Origin of the sequence: Amycolatopsis albispora (assembly GCF_003312875.1) — a bacterium.
Classification (GTDB): Bacteria; Actinomycetota; Actinomycetes; order Mycobacteriales; family Pseudonocardiaceae; genus Amycolatopsis; species Amycolatopsis albispora.
The window spans coordinates 2132288-2145006 of sequence record NZ_CP015163.1 but is presented as its reverse complement, the minus strand read 5'-3'; the positions used below and the strand labels follow the sequence as shown (position 1 = coordinate 2145006).

General features: G+C 73.1%; 14 protein-coding genes. 9 read left to right on the top strand and 5 right to left on the bottom strand.

The genetic code is table 11. The features are described 5' to 3' along the window. Window positions 1-105: 105 nt before the first annotated feature. On the bottom strand, window positions 106-489 hold the full coding sequence (locus A4R43_RS09950; protein WP_113692062.1) for a tautomerase family protein: 384 nt from the start codon (window positions 487-489) through the stop codon (window positions 106-108). Between the two features lie 350 nt (window positions 490-839). Between A4R43_RS09950 and A4R43_RS09945 the strand changes: the two genes are divergently transcribed. The 6 genes from A4R43_RS09945 (at window position 840) to A4R43_RS09920 (ending at window position 7032) form a co-directional block, all read left to right on the top strand. Continuing rightward, on the top strand, window positions 840-1442 hold the full coding sequence (locus tag A4R43_RS09945) for a TetR/AcrR family transcriptional regulator (RefSeq protein ID WP_113692061.1): 603 nt from the start codon (window positions 840-842) through the stop codon (window positions 1440-1442). Then, complete coding sequence (locus tag A4R43_RS09940; protein WP_162788400.1) at window positions 1439-4246, top strand: AfsR/SARP family transcriptional regulator; 2808 nt, start codon at window positions 1439-1441, stop codon at window positions 4244-4246. Before A4R43_RS09945 ends, A4R43_RS09940 begins: the two co-directional genes overlap by 4 nt. A 97-nt stretch (window positions 4247-4343) precedes the next feature. Next, window positions 4344-5495 carry a WXG100 family type VII secretion target gene (locus A4R43_RS09935; RefSeq protein WP_113692059.1) on the top strand — a complete coding sequence of 384 codons (1152 nt, stop codon included), beginning with the start codon at window positions 4344-4346 and terminating at the stop codon, window positions 5493-5495. Between the two features lie 60 nt (window positions 5496-5555). After that, a complete protein-coding gene (locus A4R43_RS09930) occupies window positions 5556-5867 on the top strand; it encodes a hypothetical protein (RefSeq protein WP_236808872.1) in 312 nt (103 codons plus the stop codon). Beyond that, window positions 5864-6655, top strand: coding sequence for an ESX secretion-associated protein EspG (locus A4R43_RS09925; protein ID WP_113692057.1), 792 nt, complete (start codon window positions 5864-5866; stop codon window positions 6653-6655). Before A4R43_RS09930 ends, A4R43_RS09925 begins: the two co-directional genes overlap by 4 nt. Next, window positions 6652-7032 carry a YbaB/EbfC family nucleoid-associated protein gene (locus tag A4R43_RS09920; protein WP_113692056.1) on the top strand — a complete coding sequence of 127 codons (381 nt, stop codon included), beginning with the start codon at window positions 6652-6654 and terminating at the stop codon, window positions 7030-7032. Before A4R43_RS09925 ends, A4R43_RS09920 begins: the two co-directional genes overlap by 4 nt. Here A4R43_RS09920 and A4R43_RS09915 read toward each other — a convergent pair. Then, window positions 6999-8186, bottom strand: a complete 1188-nt coding sequence (locus A4R43_RS09915) for an epoxide hydrolase family protein (RefSeq protein ID WP_113692055.1) — start codon at window positions 8184-8186, stop codon at window positions 6999-7001. The genes A4R43_RS09920 and A4R43_RS09915 overlap by 34 nt on opposite strands. A gap of 63 nt (window positions 8187-8249) precedes the next feature. On the opposite strand from A4R43_RS09915, the gene A4R43_RS09910 reads away from it, so the two are divergent. Further along, window positions 8250-9212 carry a helix-turn-helix transcriptional regulator gene (locus A4R43_RS09910; RefSeq protein ID WP_113697469.1) on the top strand — a complete coding sequence of 321 codons (963 nt, stop codon included), beginning with the start codon at window positions 8250-8252 and terminating at the stop codon, window positions 9210-9212. Between the two features lie 4 nt (window positions 9213-9216). On the opposite strand, the gene A4R43_RS09905 is transcribed toward A4R43_RS09910, so the two are convergent. Then, window positions 9217-9534 (bottom strand): DUF6223 family protein, encoded by a 318-nt coding sequence (locus A4R43_RS09905; protein ID WP_113692054.1) that lies wholly within the window; start codon window positions 9532-9534, stop codon window positions 9217-9219. A gap of 164 nt (window positions 9535-9698) precedes the next feature. Here A4R43_RS09905 and A4R43_RS09900 point away from each other — a divergent pair, with 164 nt between their 5' ends. Together A4R43_RS09900 and A4R43_RS09895 are read left to right on the top strand one after the other, a co-directional pair. Next, window positions 9699-10805 carry a sensor histidine kinase gene (locus tag A4R43_RS09900; RefSeq protein WP_113692053.1) on the top strand — a complete coding sequence of 369 codons (1107 nt, stop codon included), beginning with the start codon at window positions 9699-9701 and terminating at the stop codon, window positions 10803-10805. Next, on the top strand, window positions 10802-11455 hold the full coding sequence (locus A4R43_RS09895) for a response regulator (RefSeq protein ID WP_113692052.1): 654 nt from the start codon (window positions 10802-10804) through the stop codon (window positions 11453-11455). The genes A4R43_RS09900 and A4R43_RS09895 overlap by 4 nt, the downstream gene beginning before the upstream one ends. Here the strand turns inward: A4R43_RS09895 and A4R43_RS09890 are convergent, their stop codons facing one another. Further along, window positions 11456-12268, bottom strand: a complete 813-nt coding sequence (locus A4R43_RS09890) for an SDR family oxidoreductase (RefSeq protein ID WP_113692051.1) — start codon at window positions 12266-12268, stop codon at window positions 11456-11458. Beyond that, the gene (locus A4R43_RS09885) at window positions 12261-12461 is read right to left on the bottom strand and encodes an alpha/beta hydrolase family protein (RefSeq protein ID WP_113692050.1); all 201 of its coding nucleotides are present in this window, start codon (window positions 12459-12461) and stop codon (window positions 12261-12263) included. The genes A4R43_RS09890 and A4R43_RS09885 overlap by 8 nt, the downstream gene beginning before the upstream one ends. Window positions 12462-12719: the final 258 nt, after the last annotated feature.

Sequence of the window (12719 nt, the reverse complement as noted above, 5' to 3'; positions counted from 1 at the left end):
GGTGCCGGGCGTTCGGCCTCGTACTGGGCGTACTCGGCCGAAGGCCCGGTGCCGCCAGGGGCCGCCTGGGCGCGAAGAGCGCGAACAAGACTGGTGAAACGCGCACTAGGTCGCGTACTGGGCTTCGCCGTTGCCGATGGACCAGTCGATCGAGGCGTTCTCCGTGAGCACCACGAAGACGTTCCGCGGTTCGATGCCCGCGTACTCGTGGGCGAGTTCGGCGATCCGGCGGTACAGGGCCATCTTCTGCTCCGGGGTGCGCCCGGCGCGGAGGGTGATCTGGATGTAGACGATGTCCTCGTCGCGGTGGATGCCGAGGTAGTCGTCGTACCGGAGCTGGCTGGTGGTGCCGTCGTGGCTGGTCAGGATCTGGAACCGGTCGTCGGGCGGCATGCCGATCGCTTCACCGAGAGCTTCGTGCACGGCCTGGCCGAGCGCTTCGAGCCGCTCGGGCGTCGCGCGGAGCGCGTCAATTCTCACCAGAGGCATGGCCGTGAACCTACATACTAGTAGGTACAGCCCGCAAGCAGGTGCCGCCGGGCGCGAACACGAATAGTCGCCGTAGACGATCGCGACGGCCGAGGGCACCGGTTACGCGGCGACCCCGATGCTCGCGACACCGATCAGCACACCGGCGGCGGCCACCAGCGCCACCCGCCTTCCTGACGTGGACGACATGCCACTCCTTTCCATCGGGGGAACGCCGAGAAGGCAAGCAGCCCACGCGGTGTCCGGGTACGGGGCGAGCCGTCCGGGACAGGCCGGGACGAGTCCGTGGCTCTCTTCCGGGACCTACCCGGAGTCCGGGACATACACCGCGTAGGTCATATACTGCGCGCATGTCCACGCTCCGGAACCGGCGCGCGTTGTATTCGGACGCAACCAGGGCCGCGCTGCTGGACGCCGCCACCCGCCGCTTCGCCGAGTACGGGTTCGCCGCCACCACGCTCGAGGACGTGGCCGCCGACATCCAGGCCAGCCGCGGCGCGGTCTACCACCACTTCGCCGGGAAAGCCGCGTTGTTCGAAGCGGTGGTGGAAGAACTCCAGGCCGACCTGGTGCATCGCGTCACCGAGGCCGCGGCGGGCGCCGCCGATCCGTGGCAGGCCGCCGCCACCGCCGTCGATGCCTTCCTCGAATGCTGCTGCGACCCGGTGTACGGGCACGTGGTCTGGCGGGAGGCACCGGTGGCGTTCGGCTTCCGCCGGTGGCTGGAGTTCGAGGAAAAGTACGCCTACGGGCTGATCGAGCAACTGGTGCGGGCGATGCTCGCCACCAGCGAGGGCGACGCGCTACCGGGGGAACCGATGACCCGCCTGACCTTCCACCTCCTCGGCGGGGCCGGCCTCGCGCTGGCCGAGACCGCCGAGGCGGACAAACCACGGGTGAAGGCCGAATACCGGCAGGTCATCCTGCACCTGCTCGGCCGGGCGGCCCGGTGACCGGGCTGCGGTTCGCCGTGCTCGGCAGGCTGCGTGCCTGGCACGGCGACCAGGCGCTGGACCTGGGCCCGGTGCGCCAGCAGGCGTTGCTGGCCGCGCTGCTGCTCCGCCCGGGGGTGACCTTCGGCAAGAGCGAGCTGCTCGACCGCGTCTGGGGCGACGAACCACCCGGCACCGGCGTGAAGGTGGTGCCGGGGTACGTCTTCCGGCTGCGCCGGGCGCTGGCGGCCGCGGGTGTGGACGCGGACACGGTGATCGCCAGCGAACGCGGTGGTTACCGCTTCGCCGCCGACGGGATCGAACTGGATTCCGTGCGGCTGGAGGAAATCGCCGCGCGTGGCGCCGAAGCCGGGCGTGCCGGTGATCTGGCCGCGGCCGTCGAGCTGTATTCGACGGCACTCGCGCTGTACGAGGGCGAACCGCTCGACGGCCTGCCCGGCCCGTTCGCCGAAGGGGAGCGCTGGCGGCTCACCGAACGCCGGATCGTGCTGTCGCAGGAAAAGGTCGACTGGCAGCTGCGCCTCGGCTGGTACACCGAGGCGATCGACGAGCTGTCCGTGCTCAGCGCCGCCCACCCGCGCAACGAGACGCTGGCCGGGCTGCTGATGCGCGCCTACTACGCCGCCGGGCGCCGCGCCGACGCGCTCGAGGTTTTTGTGAAGCTCCGGCAGCGGCTGGTCGAGGAACTGGGCATGGAGCCCGACGCCGAAGTCCAGCAGGTGCACCAGGCGATCCTGCGCGGGGACGACGCGCTGCTGGGGGTCACGACCCGGCGCGAGGAACCGGTGCGGCGCGCCAGGGTCGAACTGCCGCTCGACGCCGGGGAACTGGCGGGCCGGGACCGGGAACTGGCCGTGCTCACCGCGCCGGTGGAGGACGACGCGGTGACCATCGCCGCGGTGGACGGCGTCGCCGGTGCCGGGAAAACCGCGCTGGTGGTGCGTGCCGCGCAGCAGTTGCGTGAGCAGTGCCCGGACGGCTGCCTGTTCGTCAACCTGCACGGGCACAGCGACGGGCAGCCGGCGCTGGCCCCGTCCCGCGTGCTGAGGCGGCTGCTGCGCGCGGTCGGCGTGGACGACAACCAGGCCATGGACGATCTCGATGAGCTGTCCGCGCACTGGCGGGCGGCGACCGCTTCGCTGCGCCTGCTGCTGGTGCTCGACGACGCCTCCGGCGCCGAGCAGGTGCGTCCGCTGCTGCCCGCCGGGCCGGGCAGCCGGGTGCTGGTGACCAGCAGGCGGCGCCTGTCCGGTTTGGACACCGCGCGCCGGGTTTCGCTGGGACCATTGGATCTGGAGCAGGCGCAGGACCTGCTGAACCGGATCGTCGGCGGGGCGCGGGCGGGTCGCGAGCAGGCGGCCGTGCGCGAGCTGGCCCGGTTGTGCGGCCGGTTGCCGCTGGCCCTGCGCATCGCCGGGGCCCGGCTGCAGAACCGTCCGATGTGGACATTCGAGTACCTGGTCTCGCGGCTGGCCGACGACGGCAGCAGGCTCGGCGAGCTGACCGCCGAGGACCGCAGCGTGGAGGCGGCGTTCCGGCTGTCCTACGAGCAGCTGCCCGCCTTCGAGCAGCGCGCGTTCCGCATGCTCGGGCTCGCGCCGACCCCGGAACTGGACCGGCTGGCGCTCGCCGCGCTGCTCGGCTCTTCGGTGGCGGAGGCGGAAAACGCGCTGGAAAGCCTGGTGGACACCAGCCTGCTGCAGCAGCCGGCGCCGGGCCGCTACCGGCCGCACGACCTGGTCGCGGTGTACGCGCGGCGGCTGGCCGCCGAAGAAGCGCCGGAGGTGGTCGAGGCCGCGCGGAACGCCGTGCTGAACCTCTACATCGGCGCCGGGCGGTACGCCAGCGAGTGCGGCCTGGCGAGCTTTCCCAGCGGCCCCGATCTCGACGGCGTGCCGTTCACCGGCTGGCGGGACTCGACGGCGTGGCTCGACCAAGCCGGTGACCTCAGCGACGTGGTGGCCTACGCGGTCGGCGTCGGCCGGGCCGACCAGGCGTGCTGGCTGGCCGAAAGCGTGGTCGACTACCTGGTCCGGCTCAGCCGGTACGACGAATGCCGCGCCGCCGTGCAACTGGTGCTGCCGCTGGCGAACCAGGCGAGCGACCCGCGGATGCCCGCGGCGGTCCGGCTCTACCTCGGCTTCGCGCACGCCATGCCCGGCTACTACGACCAGGCACGCGAGTGGTTCACCGAGGCGCTGCGGATCAGCGAGCACACCGGCAGCGGCCAGGAGGGGGCCAGGGCGCTGGCCGGGATCGCCACGCTCGACGTGCTGGCCGGGCGGTACGAGGAACCGATCGAGCGGCTGTCCGAGGCGCTGACGCTGGCCGGTGAGTACCACGACGACTGGCTGGCGGAACGGGCCATCTCCACCCTCGGGTACCTGCACCACCTCAACGGCAGGCACGAGGAAGCACTCGCCTGCTTCGCGCGTTCGCACGCGCTGGGGGAGAAGGTCGGCAATCCGTCGATGGTGGGCCGGACGCTGTGTTACTCCGGTTCGGTCCGGCTGGTGATGGGCGATTTCGCCGAGGCGGCGCGCTGCCTGCGGCAGGGCGCCGAAGCGGCCAAGGAGGTCTCGGACGGCAAGCTCTACGTCAGCTGCCTGACCAGGCTCGCCACCGCGGAACAGGAACTGGGCAATCTCGACGTCGCGCTCGAACTGCACCAGCGGGCGCTCGGGCAGATCACCGACCAGACCTACGGCTCGCTGCTGACCGAGGTCCAGGAGCGGTTCGCGGTCACCAGGCGGGCCGCCGACCGGCGGGACAGCCTGCGGCCCGGCGCACCCGCGCGGCTGTGACCAGCGGCTGAGTAGGCGAGATCGGCGTTACATCAGAATTTCATCGCGTCGCCCTACGGTCGGGTCCCAGAGCACCAGTGCAGATGGAAGACGGGAAATGACCGACAACTCGGGTGACGGAACGCTGATCGGCCAGGCCTCCGCCGGAGTGCAGGACCTGGCCGCGGCCGCCACCGCCGGACTCGAGCAGGCCGGGCCGATCGGGGCGCTCGCGCAGCCCGTGGTGGACCTGCTGCGCAACGTGTGGGAGGGCTACTTCGGCTCACCGATCCCGCCCGGCGGCACGAACTGGAACGCCTACACCCACGAAGAGCTCTACCAGATGCTCTGGGACAACGCCGACGTCGGCGAGGTGAGCTCGATGGCGGCCGAGTGGGGGCGGCACGGCAGCGAACTGTCCGAGCAGGGCGAGGAACTGCACACCCAGCGGGGAACGCTGCGGTCGAACTGGAGCGGTGGCGCGGCCGAGCTGGCGGCGAACCGGCTCGGCGAGATCGGCGACAAGTCCTCGGACATCGGCGGCCGCGCGAACACCGTGCAGGGCGCCACGCAGGACGCCGGTGACGCGCTCGCGGTCGCCCGCAACTCCATGCCACCGCCCGCCGACGACCCGCTCGGCGCGGGACTGGCGGGCGCGACCGCCGGTGCGGGCGCGGGTGCCGCCATCGGTGGCGTCGTCGGCGCGGGCGCCGGTGGGGTGGGCGCCGGTCCGGGCGCGTTGATGGGCGCGGCGATCGGGGCCGTCGCCGCAGGCGGGGCCAGCTACTTCCTGGCCAGCGCCGGTGCGGCCGAGCAGAAGGCGCAGGCGGTGCACGTGATGCAGCGCTACGAATCGAGCCTGCGGGACAGCAGCCAGAAGGTCACCCCCGCGGGCGCCGCGTCGACGGGCGGCATGAACGGCGCGACCACCGCGGCCGGGTACGCCGGTGCGGGCGGGCTGGCCGGTGGCGCGGTGGCGGGCAGCGGCGGGCTGCCGTGGAACCGGCTGGTCGGTTCCGGCCCGCTGGACGCGGGCACGTCGAGCGGCGGCGGGGTGCTGGGCCGCGGCCTGTCCGGCCGGGGCGCGATGTCCGGGGTGATGGGCACGCGCGGCGCCGGTGCGAACGGCATGCTGCCCGGGGCCGCGGGCGCGCGCGGGCAGGGCGCCGACGGCGACGACGACGAGGTGCACGTCAACCGCCTGCCCACCATCGACCAGAAGCTGTTCCACGTCGAAGAAAAGACCAGCAGCCCGGTCATCGGGCTCTAGCGGGCACACAGAGGAGCCGAGATCTTGACTTCCGGGGCGACACCCCAGCGTGGATTCCAGGTGGAACCGCAGGAGCTGACCGCGCAGGTGGCGGCGCTGGCCGCGCTCGGCGACCGCACCACCGGCCTGGTGTCCTCGGCGAACCGGCTGGCCGAGCAGCTGCCGCGGCTGGGCACCGCGCCACCCGCGCTGCACCTGGCGATGCGGTTGCGCGAAGCGGCGGGCGAATCCGGGCTCTCCGGTGAGGTCACCGCGGCCGACGGCCGCCTGAACGACTACCACCGCGCGCTGCACGCGACGGTCGACCGCTACACCGAAGCCGAGGCCGACCACCAGCGCGTGCTGCGCTCGGCGGAGGACACCGGCGCATGACGGTGACCGCCGAAGCACCCGCCGAGACCGTCCACTTCGGACTGGTGGAGCTGGACCTGCTGGCCGCGCACGCGGGGGTGCCGCTGCCGTTCCCGCTGCGGGTGCCGTCCTACGGGCGGATCGCCGGGGAACGCGAGGTCCTGTTCGCCGCCGCCGGGGAGGCGCTGCTGGTGCGCGGGCTGGCCGACGACACGGGGCCGGTCGGGGTGGCGGCGGAGGTGGTCACCGCGTTGCGAGAGCACCGCGGCACGCTCGACCTGGTGCTGGTCGACGCGGACCGCACCACCATGATCGCCGCGCTGGTCTACCGGTCCTCGGTGCTGTTCCTCCGGCAGGAACTGGGCTCCGAACGGGCCGGCGTCCGGCGGTTCCACGACGCGGCGCTGGCCGCCGAACTGCTCAAGCTGGTGCCGGAGGTGGCGGCGCCGGTGTCCATGCCGATCACGCTGCCCGCCGGTGCGGTCGAGGCGGTGACCCGGTCGGCGGAGGAGTTCGGCGAGCAGGAGCTGCGGGACCTCTTCCGCGACCACGGCGGTGACCCGTCCGCACTGGACAGCCTGGTCGGCCTGCTGGTGCCGCTGACCGGGCGCGGGCAGCTCGGCGCCACCCGGCGCACCGGCGGGCGCAGCGGGCGGGCCGGGGCCGAACTGTCCTGGTTGGACGGTCCGAAAGGGAGGGTCAGGGTGGACACGGCGGCCGACGGCTGGCTGAGCGTGAACCCGCTGCACCGCACGGCCGTGCGCGCCGCGGTCGAAGAACTGGCCACCGTGGTGAGGAGTTCGCGATGAGCGAAGGGATCGACGCCACGGCGAAGGAGGTCCGGTCGAACCTGAGCCAGGTCGGCGGCAGCGCGACCTCACCGCGGGGTGAGGTGTCGGTTTCGGTCGGGGCGGGCGGCGCGCTGGAGGACCTCCGGCTGACCGCCGCCGCCCGCTCGCTCGAAGCCGACCAGCTCGCGCGGCTGATCATGACCACCGCGCGGCAGGCGCAGCGGGAGGCCACCGGGCAGGTGCTCGAGATCATGACCGAGTACACCGGCGAGGGCCCGGCGCTGGAGCTGATCCGGGAGCGGCTGGCGGCCACCGGCGATTCCACCGTTCGCGCTGAGCCTCCCGCGGAAGACGACGATTACTACTTCTCGAGCCCGCCGGGGATCTCCCGCTGAGCGTGCTCGCGAAGCTTCCGGAAGAACTCACGCACGTCCCCGACCAGTGCGTCCGGGGCCTCCATGGCGAGGAAGTGCCCGCCGTGGCCGAGTTCGGTCCAGTGCACGATGTGGTGGTCGCGTTCCGCCCAGCGGCGGATGGTGACGTCGTGCGCGGACAGCAGCACCCCGGTCGGCACGCGGGCCGGGGGCTCGCCGGCCGACTCGGTCCAGTCCTTCGCCGAGGTCTCCTCGTAGTAGATCTGCGCCGCCGAGCCCGCGGTGCCGGTGAACCAGTACAGCGCGATGGTGGTGAGCATGCGGTCCCGGTCGACGGACTGCTCGGGCAGCCCGTCCTCCGGCATGGTCAGCTCCTTGAACTTCTCCACGATCCACGCCAGCTGCCCGGCCGGTGAGTCGTGCAGCCCGTAGGCCACCGTCTGCGGGCGCTTCGAATTGCACTGCAGGTAACCGTCGTTGAAGTTCTCCATCGCCTCCCACCGGCGCTGGTCCGCTTCGGGCAGGCCGTCCAGCTCGCCTTCGGTGCCGTCGGGGAACGCGATCACCCCGTTGAGGTGCACGCCGATCACGCGCTCCGGATCCTGCTTGCCCATTTCGGGCCCGACCCACGAACCGGTGTCGTAACCCTGCACGCCGTAACGCTCGTACCCGAGCGCCGCCATGAGCCGCGTGAGCACGCTCGCCATCTTCGCGGCGTTCATGCCCGGCCCGGCCAGCGGCGTCGAGAAGCCGAACCCCGGCAGGGACGGCACCACCAGGTGGAAGGCGTCGGCCGGGTCGCCGCCGTGGGCACGCGGGTCCGACAGCGGCCCGAGCACGTCGAGGAAGTCGGTCACGCCGCCGGGCCAGCCGTGCAGCAGGACCAGGGGAGTGGCGTCCGGTTCGGGGGAGCGCACGTGGAGGAAGTGCAGGCGCTGGCCGTCGATGGTGGTGACGAACTGCGGGTGCGCGTTCAGCTCGGCTTCCTGGGCCCGCCAGTCGAATTCGGTGCGCCAGTACTCGGCCAGCTCGGTCAGGTAGGCGACGGGCACCCCGCGGGTCCAGCCGACGCCGGGCAGTTCGCCGGGCCACCGGGTGGCGGCCAGCCTGGCGGCGAGGTCGTCGAGCTCGGCCTGCGGGATGTCGATCGAGAAGGGGCGGATGTCCGGTGTCATGGGAGCAACGCTAGAAGCCGCTTAGGACAGCTCCGGTCCTAACGATCGGGCAGAATGAAACTCGTGCTGGAAACCTCCGCGCGGCTGCTGAAGCTCCTGTCGCTGCTGCAAACCCACCGGGACTGGCCGGGCGCCGACCTGGCCGAACGCCTCGGCGTCACCACGCGGACCGTGCGCCGGGACGTGGAACGCCTGCGCGAACTCGGTTATCCGGTGCACGCGCTGCGCGGCACACCCGGCTACCGCCTCGGTGCGGGTGCCTCGCTGCCGCCGCTGCTGCTCGACGACGACGAGGCAGTCGCGGTGGCCGTCGGGCTGCGCACCGCCACCAGCAGCTCGGTCACCGGCATCGAGGAAACCGCGTTGCGTGCGCTCACCAAGCTCCAACAGGTGCTGCCGTCGCGGTTGCGGCACCGGGTGAACACGCTGCAGACCGCGACCGTGCGCGCCGGGGTGGCGCCCGGCCCGGAGGTCTCGGCGGACGCGCTGATGACCATCGCCGACGCGTGCCGCCGCCACGAGCGCCTGCGGTTCGACTACACCAGCGCTCGCGGCGGAGCTTCGCGCCGGACCGCCGAGCCGTACCACCTGGTCAACTTCGGCAGGCACTGGTACCTCGTCGCCTTCGACACCGGCCGGGACGACTGGCGCACCTTCCGCGTGGACCGGCTCCGCCCGCGACCGCCCGCCGGTCCCCGGTTCACGCCCCGCGAGCTGCCCTACGACGACGTGGCGGCCTATCTGTCGCACCAGCTTTCCGCGCGGGCCTGGGTGTGCCAGGCGACGGTCCGGCTGCACGAGTCGGCCGAGGCCGTCGCGGATCGGGTGTGGCCGGGAATGGGCGCGGTCGAAGCCGTCGACGAGCACAGCTGCCTGGTGCACCTCGGCGCCGAAACCCCGGACGACCTGGTCTGGATGATCACCTCGATGCAGACCGGCTTCACGCTGGTCAGCGGGCCACCCGACCTCGCGGTGGCGCTGCGGCGGCAGGCTGAGCGCTGTCTCGCCGCGCTGGACCGCGCCTAGCGGGTCAGCGCTGGACGGGCTTGGGGCGCAGGGCGAGCCCGCCCAGCGCCACGCCGAGCAGGCCGACGCCGAGCGCCACCACACCGCCGCCGAGGCCGTTGCCGGTGCCGAGCCCGCCGTCGGCGGTGAGCACCACCAGCCCGCCGGTGGCCATCGCGGCGACCCCGCAGGCCACGCCGACGGCGGCCCCACGCCGCCCGATGCGGCGAGCCAAGGCCAGCCCGGCGGCGACCACGGCGATCAAGCCGAGGACAGCACCCGCGATGGCCCCGATCCGGCCCGGGGTCATGCCGTAGACGTCGGCGGCGAGTAACACGGACATGGCGGTTCTCCTTCGATCCGAGGTGGTGGACACTGCCGAGAATCGCCGCCCGCCCCGGGTTCGGTCGTCGTGCGAGCGCAGGCAGTTCGTACCGCGTTCGTGGTAGGCGGAAATGCCTCTGCGCGGAGGACTCGGCCGGGCCGGGCGCCGATTAGGGTGCACGCATGGGAAGAGCCGGGGACTGGGTGATCGCCGCCGGTGTCGCGGCGTCGCTGCTGATCGCCGGACTGTCCGGACAGGACAGTGCGCCGGGGCAACTCGCGCCGCTCGGCTACGCGCTGCTGGTGGCGGGCGGGCTGGCGCTGGTGGCGCGCCGCCGGGCTCCGGTGGCGGTGCTGGCCGTGACCGGGGTCTGCGCGCTCGGGTACCAGGCCGCCGGGTTCGACGTGCCGGTGGTCGCCTACCTGTTCGCGGTGTACGCCGCCATGCGCGCCGGGCACCGCGTGGTCACGGTGGTGGCGTCGGTGCTCATGCTGGCCGTGCTGCCGCTCGCGATCCTGCTCTCGCCCCACGAACTGCCGATGGGTGCGGTGTTCACGCAGTCCAGGGACGTGCTGGAGGTGGCGTGGCTGATCGCGGCCGGCGCCGCCGGGGAAGCGCTGCGGCAGGCCGAGCGCCGGGCCGACGAAGCCGAGCGCACGCGTGAGGAAACCGCGCGCCGCCGCGCCAACGAGGAACGGCTGCACATCGCGCGCGAGCTGCACGATTCGCTCACGCACCAGATTTCGGTGATCAAGGTGCAGGCCGAGGCCGCCGTGCACGTGGCGCGGAAGCGGGGTGAGGAGGTGCCCGAGGCGGTGCTGGCGATCCGGGAAGCCGGGCGGGAGGCGGCCAGGGAACTCCGGGCGACGCTGGAAGCCCTGCGCGACGACGACCGCAGCCCGCCGCACGGCCTCGCCGAGGTCCCGGACCTCGTGCGGCGCGCGCAGGCGAACGGCCTCGACGCGCGGCTGACCATCGAAGGAGACGGTGACGTCCCGGCCGCGGTCGGCCGGACCGCCTACCGGATCGTGCAGGAGTCGCTGACCAACGTCGTCCGGCACGCGGCCGCCGCCACCGCGTCGGTCCGCATCGACCACCGGCCCGGCGCGCTGGCCATCCGGATCGACGATGATGGCACGGCCACCCCGGACACCACGCCGGAGCCGGGCGTCGGACTGCTCGGCATGCGCGAGCGGGTCACCGCGCTCGGCGGGCGGCTGAGCGCGGCTCCGCGCGGCGAGGGCGGGTTCACCGTCGAAGCCGAGCTGCCGGTGGAGCGGGTGCCGTGATCCGGGTCCTGCTGGCCGACGACCAGCCGCTCATCCGCAGCGGATTCCGCGCGCTGCTGGAGATCGAGGACAACATCGAGGTGGTCGCCGAGGCCGCCGACGGCGCCGAAGCGGTGACGCTGGCCGCGCGGCACCTGCCGGACATCGCGCTGATCGACATCCAGATGCCGGGCGTGGACGGCATCGAAGCCACCCGGCGCATCGCCGCGGACCCGGCGCTGGCGGGGGTGCGCGTGGTCATCCTGACCAACTACGGACTGGACGAGTACGTCTACCACGCGTTGCGCGCGGGCGCGGCGGGCTTTCTCGTCAAGGACATCCAGCCGGAGGACTTCCTGCACGCGGTGCGCGTCGCCGCGCGGGGTGACGCACTGCTCTCGCCGTCGATCACGCGCAGGCTGATCGACCGGTTCGTCAGCCTGCCACCCGCGGCCGGTGCCGGGCTGGCGGAACTGACCAAGCGCGAGAGCGAGATCGTGGCGCTGGTGGCGCAGGGCCTGTCCAACGACCAGATCGCCGGGCGGCTGGTGATCAGCCCGCTGACTGCCAAGACCCACGTGAACCGGGCCATGACCAAGCTCGGCGCCCGCGACCGCGCGCAGCTGGTGGTGCTCGCCTACGAGTCCGGCCTGGTGGCGCCGCGGCGGTAGTCAGTCCGGCGGAAACCGCGTCGCTGCGACGGCACCGCCGTCGGCGAGCAGGTCGGTGCCGGTGATGAAGCCGGCCTGCGGGCCGAGCAGGAAGGCCGCCGCGTCGGCGATGTCGTCCGGCGTGCCGATGCGGCCGGTGCCGGACCGGGCGATCAGCGCGCGAACCATGTCACCCGACGGCCCGTCGAGTTCGGCCCGGCCCATCGCGGTGGCGACCACCCCCGGGCTGATCGAGTTGATCCGCGCGCCCCGCCGGCCCCAGGTGCTCGCCGCGGCCTGCACGCGCAACGCGTTGGCGCGCTTGGACATCGGGTAGGCGAGCTGGGCGGATGTCACAGCCGTCAGGAACGGCAGGCCGAGCAGCTCGGCCGCGGGCGCGGTGGCGAGCGCGTGCTGCTGTTCGAAGGTCAGTTCGAGCGGTAGGTGCCCGGCCATGCTGGCGATCACCACGCCCGCCCCGCCCGGGGCGATCACGCGGGCGAACTCGTCCAGCACCAGCGCGACGCCGAGCAGGTTGACGCGCAGCACGGTTTCCGCCGGGGCCTGGGCGGGGGAGACTCCCGCGGTGTGCGCCACGTGCGTCACGCGGCCCAGCGCGGCGGCCGCGCCGGCCAGTTCGGCCACCGAGTCGCGTTCGGACACATCGAGCACCCGCGTGGTGATGTCGTGCCCTTCGCCGCGCAGCAGTTCGGCCGCCGAGGTCAGGGTCGGCTCGCTGAAGTCGGCGAGCACGGTCCGGCGCCCACCGGCCAGCCGCCGCGCGATAGCCAAGCCCATGCCACCCGCACCGGTGATCACCACCACGTCACTCATGGCACCACCATGGCAGAGACCAGCGCGGCGGGCCGACCCCGGCTTCGGCGAGCCACGCCGGTGGCAGCCCGGTGAGGTCGGCGGTCCAGCCGAACCGGTTCGAGGCGGGCGACCACACCAGCGTCTCCGGGCGCGTACTGTCCAAAGTGGTCCGATCGTCGAGCATCGGGGAGACGAGCAGCTGGAAGGGCACCGGGATCTCGCCACGGTCCCGCGCGCTGGGCGAGCGCGGCGGCGGCCACCACCGGCGCTCTCCCCGCCGACCGCGATCCGGGCCGGGGCGACGCCGACGTCCTCCGCGTGCCCTCCGCCAGCGCCACGGCCCCGGCCGCGGTCACCGCCGCGATCCCCAGCCTGCGCACCGTCCGGCCCTTCATCGCGGCTCCGTCCCGGTCCGCCACTTCCGCCGAGCGCGTAATTCGCTGGCGGGCCCGCGTTTCCCCACGTATAC

What these genes read in the sequence shown, in the direction of transcription:
- A4R43_RS09950 (WP_113692062.1), bottom strand. Translation starts at nt 489, where the DNA reads ATGCCTCTGGTGAGAATTGACGCGCTCCGCGCGACGCCCGAGCGGCTC.
- A4R43_RS09945 (WP_113692061.1), top strand. Translation starts at nt 840, where the DNA reads ATGTCCACGCTCCGGAACCGGCGCGCGTTGTATTCGGACGCAACCAGG.
- A4R43_RS09935 (WP_113692059.1), top strand. Translation starts at nt 4,344, where the DNA reads ATGACCGACAACTCGGGTGACGGAACGCTGATCGGCCAGGCCTCCGCC.
- A4R43_RS09925 (WP_113692057.1), top strand. Translation starts at nt 5,864, where the DNA reads ATGACGGTGACCGCCGAAGCACCCGCCGAGACCGTCCACTTCGGACTG.
- A4R43_RS09920 (WP_113692056.1), top strand. Translation starts at nt 6,652, where the DNA reads ATGAGCGAAGGGATCGACGCCACGGCGAAGGAGGTCCGGTCGAACCTG.
- A4R43_RS09915 (WP_113692055.1), bottom strand. Translation starts at nt 8,186, where the DNA reads ATGACACCGGACATCCGCCCCTTCTCGATCGACATCCCGCAGGCCGAG.
- A4R43_RS09905 (WP_113692054.1), bottom strand. Translation starts at nt 9,534, where the DNA reads ATGTCCGTGTTACTCGCCGCCGACGTCTACGGCATGACCCCGGGCCGG.
- A4R43_RS09900 (WP_113692053.1), top strand. Translation starts at nt 9,699, where the DNA reads ATGGGAAGAGCCGGGGACTGGGTGATCGCCGCCGGTGTCGCGGCGTCG.
- A4R43_RS09890 (WP_113692051.1), bottom strand. Translation starts at nt 12,268, where the DNA reads ATGAGTGACGTGGTGGTGATCACCGGTGCGGGTGGCATGGGCTTGGCT.